Origin of the sequence: Pseudoalteromonas sp. CO342X, from assembly GCF_004208915.1 — a bacterium.
Taxonomy (GTDB): domain Bacteria; phylum Pseudomonadota; class Gammaproteobacteria; order Enterobacterales; family Alteromonadaceae; genus Pseudoalteromonas; species Pseudoalteromonas maricaloris.
On record NZ_SGPH01000042.1, the window covers coordinates 1 to 18,725 of the forward strand.

18 protein-coding genes are annotated in these 18,725 nt (G+C 42.5%); 17 read left to right on the top strand and 1 reads right to left on the bottom strand.

Annotation, left to right across the window (positions count from 1 at the left end):
* Positions 1–132: 132 nt before the first annotated feature.
* Positions 133–3,636: a S8 family serine peptidase gene (locus EXT47_RS22040; RefSeq protein WP_130127597.1), complete on the bottom strand. Its 3,504-nt coding sequence runs from the start codon at positions 3,634–3,636 to the stop codon at positions 133–135.
* A 358-nt stretch (positions 3,637–3,994) separates the two neighbouring features.
* Between EXT47_RS22040 and EXT47_RS22045 the strand changes: the two genes are divergently transcribed.
* The 17 genes from EXT47_RS22045 (at position 3,995) to EXT47_RS22125 (ending at position 18,694) form a co-directional block, all read left to right on the top strand.
* On the top strand, positions 3,995–5,284 hold the full coding sequence (locus EXT47_RS22045; RefSeq protein WP_039496393.1) for a hypothetical protein: 1,290 nt from the start codon (positions 3,995–3,997) through the stop codon (positions 5,282–5,284).
* 1 nt (position 5,285) lies between these two features.
* A complete protein-coding gene (locus EXT47_RS22050) occupies positions 5,286–5,729 on the top strand; it encodes an N-acetyltransferase (RefSeq protein ID WP_039496395.1) in 444 nt (147 codons plus the stop codon).
* The gene (locus EXT47_RS22055) at positions 5,729–6,328 is read left to right on the top strand and encodes a Crp/Fnr family transcriptional regulator (protein WP_039496397.1); all 600 of its coding nucleotides are present in this window, start codon (positions 5,729–5,731) and stop codon (positions 6,326–6,328) included. The genes EXT47_RS22050 and EXT47_RS22055 overlap by 1 nt, the downstream gene beginning before the upstream one ends.
* A gap of 70 nt (positions 6,329–6,398) precedes the next feature.
* Positions 6,399–6,845, top strand: a complete 447-nt coding sequence (locus EXT47_RS22060; protein ID WP_130127598.1) for an isoprenylcysteine carboxylmethyltransferase family protein — start codon at positions 6,399–6,401, stop codon at positions 6,843–6,845.
* A 27-nt stretch (positions 6,846–6,872) separates the two neighbouring features.
* The gene (locus EXT47_RS22065; protein WP_239359693.1) at positions 6,873–7,031 is read left to right on the top strand and encodes an I78 family peptidase inhibitor; all 159 of its coding nucleotides are present in this window, start codon (positions 6,873–6,875) and stop codon (positions 7,029–7,031) included.
* Between the two features lie 71 nt (positions 7,032–7,102).
* Positions 7,103–7,387, top strand: coding sequence for a hypothetical protein (locus EXT47_RS22070; protein ID WP_130127600.1), 285 nt, complete (start codon positions 7,103–7,105; stop codon positions 7,385–7,387).
* 20 nt (positions 7,388–7,407) lie between these two features.
* A complete protein-coding gene (locus EXT47_RS22075) occupies positions 7,408–7,611 on the top strand; it encodes a DUF1289 domain-containing protein (protein WP_130127601.1) in 204 nt (67 codons plus the stop codon).
* Complete coding sequence (locus EXT47_RS22080; RefSeq protein WP_130127602.1) at positions 7,612–8,196, top strand: glutathione S-transferase N-terminal domain-containing protein; 585 nt, start codon at positions 7,612–7,614, stop codon at positions 8,194–8,196.
* Positions 8,197–8,222: 26 nt separating this feature from the next.
* On the top strand, positions 8,223–8,675 hold the full coding sequence (locus tag EXT47_RS22085) for a hypothetical protein (protein ID WP_039496405.1): 453 nt from the start codon (positions 8,223–8,225) through the stop codon (positions 8,673–8,675).
* 137 nt (positions 8,676–8,812) lie between these two features.
* Entirely contained in the window at positions 8,813–10,063 is a 1,251-nt protein-coding gene (locus EXT47_RS22090) for an efflux RND transporter periplasmic adaptor subunit (RefSeq protein WP_130127603.1), read from the top strand.
* A 12-nt stretch (positions 10,064–10,075) separates the two neighbouring features.
* Positions 10,076–10,792 carry an ABC transporter ATP-binding protein gene (locus tag EXT47_RS22095; RefSeq protein WP_039496409.1) on the top strand — a complete coding sequence of 239 codons (717 nt, stop codon included), beginning with the start codon at positions 10,076–10,078 and terminating at the stop codon, positions 10,790–10,792.
* Position 10,793: 1 nt separating this feature from the next.
* Positions 10,794–13,190 (top strand): ABC transporter permease, encoded by a 2,397-nt coding sequence (locus EXT47_RS22100; protein ID WP_039496411.1) that lies wholly within the window; start codon positions 10,794–10,796, stop codon positions 13,188–13,190.
* Between the two features lie 4 nt (positions 13,191–13,194).
* Positions 13,195–14,577, top strand: coding sequence for a sigma-54 dependent transcriptional regulator (locus EXT47_RS22105; RefSeq protein WP_039496412.1), 1,383 nt, complete (start codon positions 13,195–13,197; stop codon positions 14,575–14,577).
* 13 nt (positions 14,578–14,590) lie between these two features.
* Positions 14,591–15,847, top strand: a complete 1,257-nt coding sequence (locus EXT47_RS22110) for a PAS domain-containing sensor histidine kinase (protein ID WP_130127604.1) — start codon at positions 14,591–14,593, stop codon at positions 15,845–15,847.
* A gap of 155 nt (positions 15,848–16,002) precedes the next feature.
* Entirely contained in the window at positions 16,003–17,529 is a 1,527-nt protein-coding gene (locus EXT47_RS22115; protein WP_130127605.1) for a cell surface receptor IPT/TIG domain-containing protein, read from the top strand.
* 115 nt (positions 17,530–17,644) lie between these two features.
* Positions 17,645–17,872: a hypothetical protein gene (locus EXT47_RS22120; protein ID WP_130127606.1), complete on the top strand. Its 228-nt coding sequence runs from the start codon at positions 17,645–17,647 to the stop codon at positions 17,870–17,872.
* Between the two features lie 159 nt (positions 17,873–18,031).
* Positions 18,032–18,694 (top strand): S41 family peptidase, encoded by a 663-nt coding sequence (locus EXT47_RS22125; RefSeq protein WP_130127607.1) that lies wholly within the window; start codon positions 18,032–18,034, stop codon positions 18,692–18,694.
* The last annotated feature ends 31 nt before the right edge of the window (positions 18,695–18,725 follow it).

Sequence of the window (18,725 nt, forward strand, 5' to 3'; positions counted from 1 at the left end):
CTAGACAAGGAAAAAACTAAGTTGTGCTTTAGCAACAATGAGTTGGAACATTCCTTATCCAAACCTCAGGTTAAATAAAAATGGCGAGCATAATGCTCGCCATTTCATTACTTAATTACAAAATGTAGGGTGTTATTTTCTTCTACGTAGCAGCGCTAGTGGTGCAGCTAGTAGTAACCAAAATAGTGAACCACTTGAAGATTTTGATGGTGTCGGCGTAGGCGTTGGATCTGGAGTCGGCTGTTCTGACTCTTCATCCATTAAGTTTGTTACCTCGACCATAATTTTCGCAGGCTCAGATACATTGCCACCGGTATCAGTCGCCACGACTTCAAGCTCAACGCTTTCTAGTCCTGAGTCGAAGTCTAGTTGCTCGCTGTTGGCGACAATGACCTGTCCTGATGAATTAACCGTGATAGCTGAAGAAGTTGAAGCAATAACAATAAACTCAGAAACTGGGTTCGCAAAGTCAGATGCGTATTCAACCTCTAGCTGGCCAATAACGGTATCTACTGCTGCATTTTCCTCGACAGAGAATGACTGATCAGCGGTGATGATTGGCGCTTTCGCTGATTCTTCTGACGGAGAAACAATAACTGGCACCGCCCCGTTACTTGATAGAATCATGAAATCATTGTCGGAGAAAGTTAGGTTTGCTGACTCACCAGGTGCAAGCTCTGTTACTTCATTACCAGCATCATCAACGAGCATAGCTAAACCTTCCGCTTCAGTTGTAGCTACTTCCATTGCTGGTGCTTTTATCATAAAGCTATTCGCGAAAGCTTCATCTAATGAGTTAGAAGGGATAGGCATCCAAGTCTCTTCTTCCGTGCGGAAGCGAATTTTGGCTTCCACTCCAGTTGCGATCTGCTCGGCAGTAAGTCCAAATGCATCGGCACAACTGCTCATGGTGACGAAATTATTACCTGATGCAAAGTTAATATTAGTAATAAAACCGCTTCCTGAACCATAACCATGAGTAAATGAGATAGCGCTACCAGATAGGAAATTGCCAAACCATTCTTGCTTGCCGTTTTGAACAGTTACATCATAAGTGCCATCTGGCGATGTCTCACCTTCAGCTGGCAAATCGAAATCAGCCATAAAGCCACCTTGATAAGTGTGGATAATAGGTTGATTAGTAACCATGGTCGTGAATAGCATGTAACCGGTATCACAAACGCTAGTTGGAACTGAAGTTGTTTCTACAGAAGCACCGATTATATCTAAACGTTCGCTATCACCTGTTTCATCTTTTGCAACAGTTGGAGCGAAAAATGGCTCTAAAGTCGCAGCGCCAGTATTGGTTAATACGTGTCTAGCACCTTGGTCATCAACGACAGGCATGACTTTAGCATTCGCGGCGGCTTTTGGTAGCACATGATAAACCAAGTGCAGCGCTTTTGCGTCGCCAGACATAAAGTTCAATGCACCATCAAGCTCTAACGTTGTAAGGTCGTGTGTTGCATCCAAGAATGCCATGTTGGCAGAAGTTAATGTCCACTCAGGCAGTTTAGTTGGATCTATAGTTGCTGTGACGTCAAACGAGATGGTTTGTCCTGCAGGAACGGTGATCGACTCAGGAAAGGCCATACTGAGTGCACCACGCTCTGCGTCGTCAGTAAATCGCTGCTCATATGCCAATGTATAGGTCTGTTCTTGATTCGAGAAGTTTTTAACGACTACCTTCTTGGTGATAGATGAAGTTTCAGATAGTGACACCAAGCCAAATGATAGCGCTGCTTGCATCGTATCTTCAGCCCATGCTGCAACTGGAAGGTTTGCCGCTTTTTCAACATCTACAAGACCTGAGCCGATAAAGCTGATTGGCGCAAGCGCAGCATTTGGGTTTTGCGAGCGAGGCTCCATGGTAACATCTAAGTTAGCCGCGTTCATTAATGTTGCTTTTAGTTCAAAACCATTGCGATTTGGTAGTGCTTCTTTAAGCATACTCATGGCTCCAGCTGTAATAGGGCCAGAGAATGAAGTTCCACTTGCTGGAGTGAGTCCATCACCAAGGCCTGGATGTGCAGTCATAATGCTAACACCTGGCGCTGTGATTTCAGGTTTTAACCTTCCGCTGATAGAAGGTCCACGAGAGGTAAATGACGCGATCATGCCTTCTTTTAGAATGATTGTGGCATTCACATTATAGGCAACATTGTTTCCAGCCAATAACTGTTGTTTAAGTGCTTTACCTTGGCTGTAGCTCAAACCAATAGTTGGGATCTCAATACCTGGAGCACTGCCTCCAGGCTCTGTTGGACCACCACCTTCAACATTATTGGCAATCATAACCAATTTAGCGCCCTTCGCTTGGGCGTTTAGCACTTTTTGGGTGAAGTTACATGCACCGCGGTCAACGAGGACAGCTTTGCCCGTAAAGTCGACCTCATCTGCAAAAGGATCACAAGCAATAGATGTTGCATCTCCGCGCTCGTTCTTTTCAGTCTCAACAAATGCTAGCGGGGTTGTGTCGCTACTAAATTCAAACTCTTCAAAGCCCTCAGGGTTAAAACTTGCCGCACCAGCTTCAGTCGTTTCGCCCATCAAGGACGCTAAAATGTGCTGACCTTTTATGACAGAGTGCTCCATAGCACCAACAGAAAGTGCATTATCTGTTGTACTTGGACCACCAACTATAAATGGTGTAGGGCCATCATTACCTGCTGAGATAACAACGTTAGTACCTAGCATCACGGCTTTATCGATAAGTTCTTGAACTGCACCTGCACGATTATCGCCAAAATCTCCGCCTAGTGACATGTTAACAACATCTACTCTGTCAGAAATATCACCGTCCCCATTGGGATCCATTGCAGATTCCAACGCTAAAAGTTGAGCCAAGCCAGGGCAAGTTTCTGCACAGACGGAGTAAACAAATAATTCAACGTTTGGTGCGATACCTGTTACTGAATGAGAAACGTGTGTACCGTGGTTAGTACCTGCATCAATTGGATCTGGATCGTTGTTGATAAAGTCATATCCACCTAATACTAAGCCTTGTGGCCAAGCCGGCGTATCTGCAGGGTTGCTTGCAGCCGCTTCATAAGCTTCAACTGTGCCAGGGCCACCAAACGCTTGGTGGGTGTAATCAATACCCGTATCAAGTACCGCAACACGAACTCCTTCACCTGTAACTTCACCAGTGGAAACTAAAGGCGTTGCCTTTATGTAGTCGGCACTGTCTGCCACATTCAATTTATAATCAAATACAGGTAACACAGAATGTACCAATGGATTGTGTAGTAGTTTGTTAACTTCAGCTTCTTCGCCATTGACGATAATTGCATTAGATAGCTTAGACGTTTTAGCGACAACCTGCAGCGTAGGACTAGTGCTAGCGATTGCGGTTTCTACGCTCTGTTGAGCTTGCTGAATACTTGATGTTGCATTTTTGACGTTAATACCAGTAAGGCTTTGTTCTGCAATAGAAGGTGTGTGTAATTTAACTAACCACGTAACGACGTTGTGAGTTGATTTTCTCGCCTGTTTGTTTTTAAAATCGGGATATTGGCTTTGTAAAGGAGGTTTGTTTTCAAAATTATATTGATTGTACGTCGCAGCGGTAACGGTAGAAGAAGATAAAGCTGTCACTACGGCGATTGCGAGTGCTGACTTATTTAGAGTTGACATCGGATTTCCCCATCATACTTGTTATGATTTTTATTTGTTTTGTTTACATCCTGGATCAGGATTTGAACAAATATAGTTCCTTTTTGGGTGTCATTTCAACTTTTTGTTACGGAAAATGGGATTTTTAATTTTTTAATTCTTTTATCATTAACAATTTCATGACGTAGGATCATTAAGTGGGGAATATGCCTTTTCTCATTGTTTCGAACGTTGCTGAGATGGTGAAGCCAAAATGCATTAGCAACACAGCAAGTTAATTGAATATTTTTATTGCTAATATTTTCACACTATTCTTAAATAATAATTCATTAAAAAGAAGTCGTTAGCCCAATAAATCTTATATATCACAGGAAAGAAAATGGATCTTAATAGCTTTAATCTCGGATGTTTAGCAGGAATTTTTTCCGCAAATAAGCAGTCTCCTGAATTGACTGTATTGTTTGACGAGTTCGTGCAATGTTTTGGTAAATTGAGTGGCGTTGATACTCAGTTTGATTTGAATGATTGGAGTAGTGTTCACACTGAGTATGGTGTAGCCATTTCCCCTGTTCAGGCCGCTAAATGTTCTCAAGAACAGCTGCGTAGTTTGGTTTTTATGCAGGGCGTAAAAGCAGCGATTGAAGATAAATTGAGTGAAGGCTTATCCGAAGTTCGTATTTTATACGCAGGCACCGGTCCCTACGCCACGCTATTGCTTCCATTGTTAGCACTACGCCCCAGTCTTCCTATAAAAGCTACCCTACTTGATATACACCCAGAAAATGTCGTAGCGGTGAAAAAGTTAATTGATACTTTTGATGTCGAGCACTGTATCGAACAGCTGGTTTGTTACGATGCATTAAAATGGCAGGGTGAAGAAAAATGTAGCTTTGATATCGTGATTTCCGAGACGATGACGGCACTACTAAAAAGAGAGCCACAAGTTTGGATCTTCAAGCATCTATTTCCCTACCTCAAAGAAGACGGTATTTTGATCCCTGAGTCTATCGCATTATCGGCAACATTAAATAGAAAAGGGGATCAAATACACATTGGAGAGTTTTTTAACTTACAGAAATCTTCGGTACAGAAACTCAGTGGTGGTGACGATACGCTATTAAGTGGGAAGCTGGTTATCCCAGATAGCCACCAGCCAGGAGATGGCTTTAAGTTGCAAACGGATATCGTCGTTTATGATAGCTACGCACTTGGTGAAAATGAATGCAGTCTCAATATTCCGTTTACCATCCCATGTGAAGCAACTAATTTATCAGCTGGCGCTATTGTCAAATATGCATACGTCAATTATGAATCTCCCGAGTTCGTGTTTGAATTCCCATCACCGCCGAGTTTCGTGCAAGATAATTGCCTTGCGCCCATAGATGAACAGGGAAAGCTTGGCCTTGTTGGAATAAAAAGTGTTTTTCAGCATTCTCAGCTCATCAAGTATGGTAAGAATATGGCTATGCCTGAAAATCTTTGGTTATGTCAGCAAGCTTTGTGTGATGTTTTTAATGTTTCGCTTCAAGATTGGCTAGCGAAGCTCTATCAATCCGTTACTTTAGAGGCTTTTGAGGAGTGGCTAATGGAACAAGAATCGAGATTACAGGATAGCCTTTTTATTAGTGAACTTAATTCGAAACTTTTACTTAAGTATAAAAGCGAATGAGATGGTCACATTAGTTCGAGGTGTTTTTACACAACTTCCAGCTTTGAGCGAAATGGAGAATGCGGATGATAATAAGGAATTTATCTTGAGCAATTCGCTGCTTGCTCATCAGCAGTTATTTTCTGAATCCAACATACACTATTTAACAATCCACTCAGGCAGTGAAATAGTTGGCTTTATTATTTTAGCCGTTGAACTAGAACTGAAAAGTGTTGAATTTCGCCGGATTGTGGTTGCTAAAAAGGGATTGGGAATAGGGCAAGAAGCGATAAATCAGATGGAAAAATATGTGTTAGAGGAGTTGCGTATAACGCGCATTTGGCTAGATGTATTTGCTGATAATACACGAGCACAACACATATACCAAAAGCTTGGATATCAGCAGTTCGATACGATGCCTTACGACAATAAAATCCTGTTACTATTCGAAAAGCACTTACATTAATGTCTAAATCAAGTAACGAAAATTATCAAAAATGGTTAGCTGTATATGGGCGGTTAGTGGAGTTTTCACTCGAGGATTGGCTGCTTATGGCTCCGTATATAAAAATCGGTCATATCACAGCCGATACGATGCTATTCGAACAGGGTGAGAAAATCTCGAGTGTTTATTTCTTATTAGATGGATATGGACGTTATTTCTACCTAGATGAAAAGGGTAATGAACGGAACAAATCTCTGCTACAGAAGGGCGGGGCATTCTCTTGTTTATCTTGTTATCTAGAAGAGCAGCCGAGTCCATTTTCAACGCAAGCGCTAACGGACAGTGTGATTGCCGAAATTCGCTATGCTGACTTAGTCACTGTATCTGAGAAAAACCTCAACTGGGGGCGGTTTGTGCGCAAAATTTATGAACAGTTAGTGCTTAAAAAAGAGAAACGCGAAGCGGCGTTACTCCAGTTAAGTGCAAAGGAAAGGTATTTACGCTTTATCACAGAAAATCAAGCATTAAGCCGCTCGGTTGCATTGCGCCATATCGCGATGTACCTTGGGATCACGGATGTATCACTGTCGAGAATTAGAAAAGAGCTTGGCTTAACATAGGTTAAGGCGCAGCAACAAAATTCGCATTACCTTATCTTTAATTTTTGTCCTACAGATAAGGAATAACATCATGCAAAAGCTACTGCCTCCTAATTTACTGCTTTTATTTGTCATATTGATGCCTGTGGTGTGTTGGTTAACTGCTGCACCACATTTTATTTATTACCCTTTCAATCTATTAGGGTTAGTACCGATTGCTTTGGGGTTTGCACTGGCCAAGTCGGGCAGCACGATATTCGCGAAGGAAGAAACCAATATTATGACTTTCAATAAGCCTGATAAATTAGTGGAAGCTGGGGTATTTCAATATACCCGCAACCCCATGTACCTAGGTTTTGTCATTGCATTACTGGGCTATGCTGTATTAACCGGTGGTGCACTTGTGTCATTTTTGTTTGTGATTGCTTTTTTACTTATTGCCGACAGATGGTACATTCAATTTGAAGAAAAGATGATGGAACAAACTTTTGGAGATGCCTATTTACGCTATCAAAGGAGAGTGCGTCGTTGGCTTTAAATTCCAAGCATAAATGAGGATAAAGTGGTGCAAGATATTGATTATTCAAAATCCCTACAAACAATCGTTGGTAAGGTGGTTAGAGTGTACCAATCTGGAGATATGCTTACCCAAGATCATCAACCTCAGCGACTCAATATTGAGTTAAACGACGCGCAACAGGTAGTGCGTATGTGGTGGGGATAGCCCCGCCCAGTTTGCATATTGATTGATGAAGATGGTGTGTTTCGTCCAATAAAATGACTATAGGTATTAAGATGCATATTGGCCTAGTTAAGCTATTTTTTGTTTTAGCCACGTTCACGAGCTTAGCTGTCTATGCCGTTAGCTACGACGAAATAACAGATATTGATGCGCTGGCGGCGCATTTTGATGAGCCGACTTTTGAACAGCACTTTTCAGAGGAAGGTATGGAATTTATTTGGTTTTACTTTAAGGATATTGACCACTCTTTTTTGATTAATACTGAGACTGGAGAGGTCTGCCATCATTTTAAAGGCAAAAAGAGAGAGTCTTGTTTTCCGGCAAGCTATTTTGAGTAAATCTGTATGAGGGAGCTGCGATGTCACACTCTAGTTGTAATTTAGTCCAGTCCCCTTGCATCAGAAAGTGTTGTTTGGATGATAAAGATGTGTGCTTAGGCTGCTTTAGAACGTTGGACGAAATCACCGGCTGGACAAGTTACAGCGAAGATGAAAAGCTCAAAGTCTTAGCGCATTGCACGAGGCGCAAACAGCAACATACTCAAAAATATAAAGGAAATTAAATGAAATTGGTAATTGGGACCGAATCAACTTGGTCATTAAGAGCGCTGTTATGTGCGTCTATCCTAGATATTAAGTTAGACATTGAACTTATCGATTTGACCTCTTGTGATGACAAAGCAAAGTTGGCCAATGTATCGCCGACTAAACAAGTACCAGTTTTGCTCGTGGAAGGTCATGTCATTACTGATTCACTCGCGATTGCAGAGTTCTTCAACGACCTTAGTGAAGGCGGTTTGCTACCACAAGACCCTTATGAGCGTGCACAGGCACGTAGTCTTGTCGCTGAGATGCACGCTGGCTTCACTGCGCTACGCTGTGAATTACCTTTTTCTTTCACGCCAAATACGTCAATAAATTTGTCGGATGCGGCAAAGCGCGAACTAAAAAGGGTAGAGACTCTTTTTGCTGCGGCTCACTCCCCATTTATGTTTGCAAAGCCAACTATGGTCGATGCATTTTATGCTGTGCTTGCTTATCGTTTATTTAGCTACGGTATTCAATTGGCGCAGCCCGCAACGGAATATCAGAATGAATTGGTTGCATGGCTTGAAGCTCGCAGCGTATTGCACTTAGTGCATCCGTAGTTTTATAGTGAGTGCGAAAGTACCGTATGAATCTTGAATTTAAAGAACTAAGCAAAAGTCGAAGTGCCAAGTTACGCAAAGTAATACTGCTTAATAGTGTGTTATTACCAGCCACAGTACTTGGTTTTGTCTACCTGCCAGACTTACTCCAAGCAAACATTAATGGTGCTGGAAAACTCATGGCTGCCGTGGGGATGGGGCCAGCTATTGCATTGGTTTATAGCATTATTATTGGTGTGGCGGAGCAACAGTTTGCCCGGTTTGATAACCAAGGTATTACCTTTGGTGGTCCTGTCTCTGGTGAAACCTTTTGCAACTGGCTCGGCGTGCGTGAGCTGACATTGAGCGACGACCAAACAGCGTTGCACGTACAGAGTTCAGGCTTGAATACTACGGTGATGTTTCCATTAAAAAAATATGGAATTTCGCTCTACGATTATCAGCAAATACAAATGTTTCGCTTTCGACACAGTTATTAAGTTGTTAGTGTCTCGATTTCGACACATGTTTTATCGAGTACGAACTCAGCTCTACTGTATTGTATTGATTTTTATATAAAAAATATTTGGCCTAAAATTTGATTCATCATCTGTATTCTCAAAGTGGAGTACAGAGTATGGATATAAAACTGGCGAAAACAAAGCGCATGCCGCTTAAGAAGCTCGCATTGCTTGTTATTGTGCTACTTGTGGTCGGTTTGGTGTTTTTTGCCAAAGCATATACCCAAAGTGCATCAAACGTGGTTTTCCAAGAAGAGTTAATCGTTGCTAAAGTTCAACAGGGCGAGTTTGAACTCAGTGTTAAGGGACTTGGCAGTCTTGCATTGGAAAAACGCCATTTGGTTACCAGTAGTAGTGGTGGAAAAGTAGTTGAAGTGTTGGTTAAACCGGGTGAAATGGTCACTCAAGGTACGCTACTTGCTCGGCTTGAAAACCCATCACTGCGCGAAGCGCTCATTCAAAAACATAGCCAACTTACCAAAATTTCAGCACAACATGAGGCCGAACTTGCAGAATTAAAGGCCAAAGTGCAAGAGGCCAAAACCGCACATCATGATGCTTTGCTGGCTTATAAAGCCGACAAAATTCAGTGGCAGGCGCAAAAAACCTTAATAGAAAAGGGCAATAGCACTATCTCTATGCTTGATCATCAACGCAGCGAGTTTGCAATGCAGCGTAGTCAAAAGCAAGTGGAGTTACAGCAAGCTAGGGTTGCCACTCAGCAAGAAGTGCAACAGGCAAAAGCCAAAGCGCAGCTGGCTGAGCAAGCAAGTCTACGTTCCGAAATAAAGCTACTTGAAGAGAATATTGCTGCACTTGATGTGCGCTCGCCAATTACTGGACAAATTCAGGATGTGCTGATTGAAGTGGGCATGCAATTGTCTAATACCAGCTCGGTTGCAGAGGTGGCAGATCCGCGTTTGCTGGTTGCTAAGATAAACATCGCAGAACTAGATGCGCCGCATGTACAAGTTGGGCAGTCGGCTACAATCGATACTTACACTTCGCGTTTTAACGCCATCGTAAAACGCGTTTCCCCAAAAGTCACCAATAGCCAAGTTGAGGTAGAGCTGAGCATTGAAGGCACTTTGCCAAGAGAAGCCAGAGATAAACTCAACATTGAAGGGGTTATTGTAACGAGCCATAAGGCCGAGGCGATATTCGTCGCAATGCCAGCCAATGCTGTTGCAAATAATCAAGCGAGCGTGTTTGTTGTTGATGAGCATCTCGCCACGAAAAAAACGGTTAAATTTGGTCAGCGTTCGGTAAACTACATCGAAGTGCTTGAAGGACTTAATAAAAATCAAACTATCATTATTTCCGATATGGAAAAATATACTCAAGATAGCCAAGTGCTAGTGCGTTAACAGGACATCATTATGAACTCAGTCATTCAACTTAATAATATCGAAAAGCGGTTTCAGACGGACGAAATTGCAACTCAAGCGCTAGACGGCATTAATCTCGTAGTAGAGCCCGGCGAGTTTGTGGCTATCACGGGACCGTCAGGGTGCGGCAAGTCAACGTTACTGTCAATTTTGGGCTTGATTGATGAACCAAGTAACGGCGAGTACTTTATCAGTGGTAACCAAGCATTTAATTTAAGCTCGGACGAGCGTGCTCATATTCGCGCTAATCATATCGGTTTTATCTTTCAGGCCTTTAATCTTATCAGTGATTTAAACGTGCTCGAAAATGTCATGTTACCGCTGACTTATATCGGCGGCATTAGCCAAAAAGAAATGGAGCAAAAAGCCAAAGACGCGCTGGCGATGGTGGGATTAGAAAACCGCATCAATCATTTTCCTTCTCAGCTTTCAGGCGGTCAGCAGCAACGCGCTGCAGTTGCAAGAGCCTTGATTAACTCCCCAGATCTCATCCTTGCCGATGAGCCGACCGGTAACTTGGACTCAAATAATGCCCAGCAAGTGCTAGGGTTGTTAAGCGAGCTTCATGCTGCTGGAAAAACGATTTGCATGGTAACGCATGATATCGAATCTACGACTTACGCTAGCCGTGTTATCTCTATGCTAGATGGCACAATTTTAAGAGACAAAAAGCAGCTTGAGCGCGCAAGCAAAGTCGTTGGAGCTTAGTATGGGATTACTTCTAGACTTTCGTTATGCACTGAGAAACATCGCCAAATCAATGCGCTTTACGTTATTGATGATGTTTATCATGGTTGGCAGTTTGACCATATCTTTGATTGGTTTTAACTATATTTATACGGTGGCATTTTCACATAGCCAAGTGGGTAGTGGCAGCCCAGAAATCAGGATCTTTAAGGTTCGTAACCCTATCAGCATGCAAAATCGGTTTGAATACAGCATGCTGCCACAACTACGAGAACTTGATGAAGTTAAACAACTTGAGGAGTGGCTTTATATTGCGCCAGCGAGTGTTTGGGTAAGTGACGCTGAGCGAGGCAATCATTATCGAGGCTCCTATGTTGATGAACGCTTTTTTCAGTTTCTGGACATTAAACCTGCACTTGGGCGATTTTATACTGCTGAGGACTTTGTGGGAGCTGCTCAAAATGTGGTCGTGATTTCAGACTATCTCTGGTTGCATCTATTTCAAGGTAGCAAAGACGTCATAGGGCGCACCATGGTCGTTGACCAAAAGCCTTACGAGATAATCGGTGTGATGCCCAAACACAATAACTTCCCGATATTTTCTAAACTTTGGCTGCCACTTAAAGGCAATAACACAGCACCTACTGATGCCATCGATATTATTTATAAGATGCCAAATGAGACGGTAGAGGCGAAGCTTGAGCAGCGTTTAAGCTTATTTTTCACTGATTATGCACAGCAACGCGTTAGCCAGTCAGCACTTGAGGTAGATAAAACCGTTCGTGTTGAATCTATGACCTTGGTGGAATACAACACCGACGGTGAAGCGGTATTTATATTTACCCTGTTTATGGCTGGTATCGTACTTATTTTGCTTATTTCCTCAATCAACATTGGTAACTTACTTTTTGCCAAAATCATCGAGAGACAAAAAGAGTCGGCTATTCGGGCCGCGATTGGCGCGAAAAAATTAAGGGTGGTTCAGCAGCATGCTTGCGAGGGTTTGATCTACTGCGTTAGCAGTTGGGTGGTGGCGCTATTGCTAACGGATCTTGGTTTGCGAGCGCTGAACTTTTTTATGAATATGATGTTTGGTGGCAAAATGCCGTACTGGTGGTATTGGCAGCTAAATACAGTCACCATCTTGGTGTCACTACTGCTGATAAGCTTGGTATTTGCTATTGCAGTGCTGTTACCTGCGGTGAAAACCGCTAACTTTAACATCAATGATGTACTGCGAGACGGCACGCGTGGTGCAACCGGAAAACAGGCGGGATTGATGTCAAAACGCCTCCTGTCTTTGCAGGTGACCTTAGTGAGCTTTATGCTGATGGCGTCGAGCACCATAGGCTATGTGATGTATTCTATGGCGGGAAATATTGACGGCGAGACCCTCAAAGGGGTGTACTCAACTGAGCTGCAATTTCAAACTGAAAGCGAGTTTTCGAGTGATAAAGCGGTCAAAATGGCAAGCGCATTGGTCGTGGGAATGACATTGGATCCTGCCTTTAAAGAAGGGCGCGTGTATCAACGGGAGATGGAGCTTGATGTGCTAACAAGTGAGGGCGAAGTTTATACCGATAAAATCATAAATATTGAAGCGGTATCCCATCTTTTTAAGCGCGAATTGCAAAGTGGTAGGAACTTCACGGCACAAGACAACACAGAAGCGGCGCCCGTAGTGATCATTAGCCAGTCTCTCGCACACGCGCTGTTTGGCAGTGAGGAAGTATTGGGGCGCTCACTGATGTTACGTGATGCAAAATGGCCAAGCGCTAAAATAGTTGGTATTGCAGTGGATGAGATGAGCGTTGTTGCTAGCGATCGTCGTCATGAAGTCTATTTTAGTTTTCGTCAATATGCGCCAAAGGAAAATGCAATGGCGGTTAAGTTCATTACTGAGTTGCCGCCAAGCCAAAGTTACGAAGCCTTTTATCGCGTGTTAGGTCGGCTCTCAAGTAAGCTCGAAACCAGCTATATTTTTGATCACTACGACAACCATCGCTCTATGATGGGGGCGTTCACCAGTATCATTTATGTGTTTTTGATTGTGGGTGGATTTGCCTTGACGCTTTCTTTAATTGGTATTTATGCCATGGGCCTGAGTAATATTAACAAATCTAGCTATGAAATAGGCATTCGCCGTGCGCTTGGCTCCAAAGATCGTCAGATCATGTTGTTATTTATCAAGAAAAATCTAACCCATACCGTTACAGGACTGACTATTTCTGCATTAATTTTCTATATCTTATGTTATCTTGCTGTAGACTTTTTCCGCGGTATTGTGCCGTTTAGTGTTATGTTTGGTGCTGGTAGTATCACTCTATTACTGGTATTTGCTGCGGTATGCCTTGCGCTTTATATCCCGGTGAAACGCAGCATAAAAGTCCAACCTGCGGTTAGCTTAAGAATGGAATAATAATTTGAAAAAGGTGCTAATAGTAGACGACTCGCTTGATATTCAGGCGAGTCTGAAGTTTTTACTTGAAGATGAAGGCTACGCTTGTCACGGTGTGGTGACACCAGAGGCAGCATTTGATTATGTCAGTACACAGGAAGTGGACTTGGTGCTATTGGATATGAACTTTACCCAAGACACTACCAGTGGCAAAGAAGGGCTGATGGCGATTGCTAAGCTCATTCAAATCGATCCGCTCTTACCTATTGTGGTAATGACTGGCTGGGCGACGCTAGACCTTGCCGTAGCTGCTCTAAAGCAAGGTGCGGCCGATTTCATTGCAAAGCCATGGGATGATGAGCGCCTTGCTCATAGCATCAAAGTACAAATCGAAAAGCGAGCTGACAGACAACATTTAGCGCGGCTATCTGCTGAAAACGAGCGCCTTAAAAAGCCCCAACACACAGTAGATTTTGTTACGCAAAGTGAGAAAAAGCAGCGTGTACTGACACAGCTCACCCAGTTGGCACAAAGCGATATGAACATCTTGCTGACCGGTGAAAATGGCACAGGAAAGAGCTATTACGCGCAGTATGTACACGAGCATTCAAGTCGTGCTGGTGGCAGTTTTATCTCGATTAACATGGGGGCGGTGAGTGACGAGCTATTTAACTCTGAGTTATTTGGCCATAAAAAGGGGGCATTTACTGATGCGAAAGCAGATAGAGTGGGGGCATTTACACTCGCCAGTAATGGCTCGTTGTTTTTAGATGAAATTGCCAATTTATCTTTGCAGTCTCAAGCAAAATTGCTTCAAGTGCTAGAAGAGCGAAAATACGTGGCGGTTGGCAGTCACAAAGTCTTGGACAATACTGCGAGGATTATTTCTGCCACTAACTGCCAACTCAATGAAGCGATTGCTAATAATCAGTTTCGCCAAGACTTATATTATCGATTAAATACGGTAGAAGTAGAAATACCGCCATTAAGAGCGTGTCCAGAGGATATCTTGCCTTTAGCAGAGCGTTTTTTAATGCGCTTTAGTCATGATTATAAAAAACCACCACCGAGCATTATGCCCTGTGCTGCTAAAGCACTGAGTGTATACGATTTTCCAGGTAATGTGAGAGAGCTTAAGCATATGATGGAGCGCGCGGTGTTTACTTGTTCAAATGCTCAGGTATTTGCTAGTGATTTGGCGCTCAACGCTACACCGTACTCAGCGTTGCAATCGATGAATACTGCTACTGCGAGCGCATCAGAAAATCATGATTTAACGCTGGATGAAATTATTGAGCAAGCACTCTTTAAAAGACTGGAATTTCACGGTGGTAACGTATCAAAAGCGGCGAAGAGCTTGGGACTATCGCGCAGTGCGTGGTATCGCAAAATGGACAAATATGAGTAGGAGATAAGCAAACTTGTTTTATCGATTTGGACACTGGCTGTTAAGTGCATTACTACTTGTAATTACTAATGTTTTACTCCTTGTGCACGACTATCCAGCAACACTTATTATGTTGATAGACTTAGTATTTGCACTATGTTTTGCTTTGCTCGCTTATAAATATGGTTCGACTAGACAAAACACCATTAATCTCATTGATACCTTGTTGATATCACTTCGCCAAGGCGATTATGCCCTAAGAGCGGTACACGGCAAAGACGCACAATTACGTTCAACGGTGGAGCACTTAAATGCGCTTGCGCAAACCATGCAAGCCGATCAGCGAGCGCTGGCCGAGCAAAGTGACCTGTTAAAACAAATCATTGAAAAGCTTGATTGTGCACTTATCGTGTTTGACAGCCAAAGCGTTGCATTTGCCAACAGTTACGCTGAGCGCACCTTTTTTGACTGTTACAAAGACGATGCTTGGTGCTGGTTTCAGTCATTACAAGCTCAGCAAAAACAAGGAAAGGTTTCGGTGATGCTAGAGGGGACTGAGCACGCTTTTTTACTTGAACACGACAGCTGCTACATTGCCAATAAACCTCACACTTTACTGGTTTTAAAACAGCTCGATAGCATTTTATATCAACAAGAAAAAGACGCCTTACAGCGTTTTGTTCGTATTTTAAGTCACGAGATCAATAACACTTTAGCCCCGATCGGCACAGTAGCGCGCAGCCTTACCAAGCGCCTAAACGGTGAGTTAGATATAGAAAGGTTTAACAGTGGACTGTCACTCATCAACGAGCGCGCCAATTACCTTAAATCTTTTATGGGCAACTATGCCTCCCTTGCCAAACTGCCTCCTGCGCACAAGCAAATTGTCGCGCTCAATGAGTTTTGCGCTCAGCTACAAAGTATCTACCCGCAACTAAAGATAGTAAGCACAGCCGATCTGCTCGGTTTTTTTGATACGAGCCAAATCAAACAGGTGCTTTGCCACCTCATTAATAATGCTCAAGAAGCGTGCACACCTTCGCCAGAAGTTACACTCAACATCACCGCAGATGCTGACAAATTAGTGTTTTTGGTCACAGACACAGGCCCCGGTTTCTCTAACCTAAACGAAGCTGCTGAAGCATTTTACACCACCAAAGCTGATGGCAACGGCATCGGCCTGATGCTCTCTCGTATCATTATTGAAAACCACGGTGGACAACTCAAACTAGGCAATAACCCAGACAGTGGTGCAAAAGTCAGTTTTAGCGTAGAGCGGGGTGGGAGTTGAGTACTGAAAGCAGCAAAAATAACAAAGAGACCCCGAGCAAAAGTAACGAAGACACCCAATGTAATGTATTCATAATAATTAGTGAAAGAGCGCAACTATGAAGCGGGTTACAGGGTGAAAAATTAATTAAAAAACAACATTAATAAGGATTGTTTATGATATCACGATGCATTTTATTGGCACTGGCACTGGCACTGGCACTTGCTAGTACAATTGTGTTTGCAACTCCACATAATGGCTCGCTTGACCCAACTAAGGGAACTTGGCAAAACAAAGATGAAGATGGTGATGGTGTGTTAGATGAGCAAGATGAGTTTCCATTTGACGGTCAACGCGCTCGTTATCCCGAAATCGTCGAGATTGAACCTAATGATAACCCTAGCAATGCGGTAAAAGTTGCGCATCAACTTCCGTTTAAAGTAAAGGGGGTGATTTCAAACGCGGGTGATAATGGTGATTTGTACCAGTTTAGTGCAAAAAAGGGCGACTATATCTCAGCTCGCATTATCTATAGCTCAGATAATTTTAAGCCCAAAGTGTATTTTTCTGAGCAAGGTGGTTTGGTGATCAACTCATCGCAGATCCATACCCATAGCGCACTCAAAATGGCGCATATCCTGACTAAAATACCCCATGATGGAAAATTCAATTTGAGCGTCATTGATGACTTGTCGGGTGGTGCGCCGGACTATTCCTATGAAATTTACGTATTTAAAGATAATGACACCGATGGTATTGATGATCATGCCGAATATGCAATTGGTGTGGAACCAACTCGTATTGATACCGATAGGGACTCTGTTCATGACTTCTATGAGTATTATGTAAAGCAAGGTACTACACTCGATGAGGACAACAACGGGGTAATTAATTTATTGGACTTAGACAGTGATGGCGACGGCATTAGTGATAAGCACGAAGGCTCAGGAAATGCAGATCAAGATGATAAATTAAACTTTTTGGATCTTGATTCTGATAATGACGGTATAGCGGATGCCGACGAAAAACTCAATACGAAAGGATGGCCTGAAGACTCTGACAAAGACGGGGTTGAGGATTTTATTGATCTGGATAATGATGGCGACAAAGTTTTAGATATTTATGACGCCGAGCCATATGAGCGAGTGCGAGGCTTTAAATTAAGTGATTCACCGAGTGTACAAATATCCTCTCAAGCTGGCTATTACAATGGCTATTCATTGCCTCGAATTTATCGTATCGGCGATAGTGTTGTGTTTTCTGGAGATGACTTTTCCGGGCTGGAGAACCCAAAAGTAGTTATCTATAACGGTGAAGAAATTTATAATATCACGCCAACATCGCACACTAATTCAGCGCTAATCTTTGAACTCAATCTACCATTTCGTAAATATAAGGCATTTATTTACACTCGAAATAAGCGTTCTAATGAAGTGCGATTAAGCCCATACAAAGCGGGCTCACCGTTAATATTTGGATATGCCTCAATCAAAGTTCAAGAAGGCGAGCAATATGAGCTTAAGGGAGTGGGGTTTGATGATAAAACCCGTATCACAATGGGAAATAAAACTCTTGTTCCTTCAACTCATACACCATCTAGCCTTACATTTACGATACCAACCGGGATAACAAAAGGCATATTACAATTAACGAATAATGTTGGAACGAGCAATAAGGTTCGGTATCGGCTGCAAGCACGCTAAAAAATAAACAATAGCAGACTAAAGAAGATTAAAACACCCACCGCAAAGATAGAGAAAAAACGGTTCAAGTTTGTCGTGGGTGTCAGCCATTATCTGCTCTAATAAAGGAAAAAAGATGAAATCTAGGAATGGCATTATAACGTGGGGCTTTGTTATTTTGTCCCCGTTGGCACATGCTGATATCAGTTATATTGATAAAACTCATATATTGAATACGCTTACAAATAACATTGAGCAACAATATGTTGAAGTAAAAAAGATAGATAAAATTTCAGACGCTCTTACAGAGCTCAAAGCAAGTCCTGCATTTACTCATAGTCAGTCACAAGAACAGTTTGCCTAGCTACTAACCGCAGAATTGCAAAAGTTTGACAAGCACTTTACTGTGCAATGGTGAAATCCAAATGAAAGCCAGAATAATAAAACAAAGCGTGAATCTTGGTTTACCAAATTAAGTCGGAAAAATTCAGGCTTTAATCGTGTTGAAGTACTCGATGGCAATATAGGTTATGTTGACTTTTGGGGGTTTGATGAATTATCGAAAAACTCAAAAAACATAGCAGAAAGTGTAATGGGATTTGTATCTAATGTAGATGCTCTTATATTTGACCTTCGTAATAACGGGGGCGGCAGTGCTGAAATGGTGCAGTTTATTAGTAGTTATTTTTTAAAGCCAAACACCCATTTAAACAGCATTTATTGGCGAGCGACTGACTCTACTCGTGAATTCCGAACTTTTGATAATGTTAGTAGTTCAATTCATCTGGACACTCCCATGTACATACTCACTGGCAATGATACGTTCTCTGCGGCAGAGGAGTTTGCTTATAACTTAAAGTACCTTGAACGGGCTACTTTAGTGGGGGAAACAACGAAAGGTGGAGCAAATCCTTGGCAGTTTTATGAGCTAGGAAGTGGTTTTAGAGCTGGTATTCCAATAGCGAAGGCTATTAATCCGAAAACGAAAACAAATTGGGAATCGATTGGCGTTAAACCTCATATTGAAACATCGCAGACTGACGCCTTAGATGTGGCGTATAAAATAGCGCTTAATGAAGTTAAAAAGTCAGTAAGCAATGAACATCAAATCAAGGAAATTAACGACAAGCTTGAAGAGTTATCGAATGACACACCATTCAAAGAGACGCCACAAAGCACCATGTAATAATAGCGACCGTTATAATCATTACGAATAG

Bases quoted from the DNA above. Each gene is read 5' to 3' on its own strand.
- EXT47_RS22040 (WP_130127597.1), bottom strand. From the start codon at position 3,636: ATGTCAACTCTAAATAAGTCAGCACTCGCAATCGCCGTAGTGACAGCT.
- EXT47_RS22045 (WP_039496393.1), top strand. From the start codon at position 3,995: ATGGATCTTAATAGCTTTAATCTCGGATGTTTAGCAGGAATTTTTTCC.
- EXT47_RS22050 (WP_039496395.1), top strand. From the start codon at position 5,286: ATGGTCACATTAGTTCGAGGTGTTTTTACACAACTTCCAGCTTTGAGC.
- EXT47_RS22055 (WP_039496397.1), top strand. From the start codon at position 5,729: ATGTCTAAATCAAGTAACGAAAATTATCAAAAATGGTTAGCTGTATAT.
- EXT47_RS22060 (WP_130127598.1), top strand. From the start codon at position 6,399: ATGCAAAAGCTACTGCCTCCTAATTTACTGCTTTTATTTGTCATATTG.
- EXT47_RS22070 (WP_130127600.1), top strand. From the start codon at position 7,103: ATGCATATTGGCCTAGTTAAGCTATTTTTTGTTTTAGCCACGTTCACG.
- EXT47_RS22075 (WP_130127601.1), top strand. From the start codon at position 7,408: ATGTCACACTCTAGTTGTAATTTAGTCCAGTCCCCTTGCATCAGAAAG.
- EXT47_RS22080 (WP_130127602.1), top strand. From the start codon at position 7,612: ATGAAATTGGTAATTGGGACCGAATCAACTTGGTCATTAAGAGCGCTG.
- EXT47_RS22085 (WP_039496405.1), top strand. From the start codon at position 8,223: ATGAATCTTGAATTTAAAGAACTAAGCAAAAGTCGAAGTGCCAAGTTA.
- EXT47_RS22090 (WP_130127603.1), top strand. From the start codon at position 8,813: ATGGATATAAAACTGGCGAAAACAAAGCGCATGCCGCTTAAGAAGCTC.
- EXT47_RS22095 (WP_039496409.1), top strand. From the start codon at position 10,076: ATGAACTCAGTCATTCAACTTAATAATATCGAAAAGCGGTTTCAGACG.
- EXT47_RS22100 (WP_039496411.1), top strand. From the start codon at position 10,794: ATGGGATTACTTCTAGACTTTCGTTATGCACTGAGAAACATCGCCAAA.
- EXT47_RS22115 (WP_130127605.1), top strand. From the start codon at position 16,003: ATGATATCACGATGCATTTTATTGGCACTGGCACTGGCACTGGCACTT.
- EXT47_RS22120 (WP_130127606.1), top strand. From the start codon at position 17,645: ATGAAATCTAGGAATGGCATTATAACGTGGGGCTTTGTTATTTTGTCC.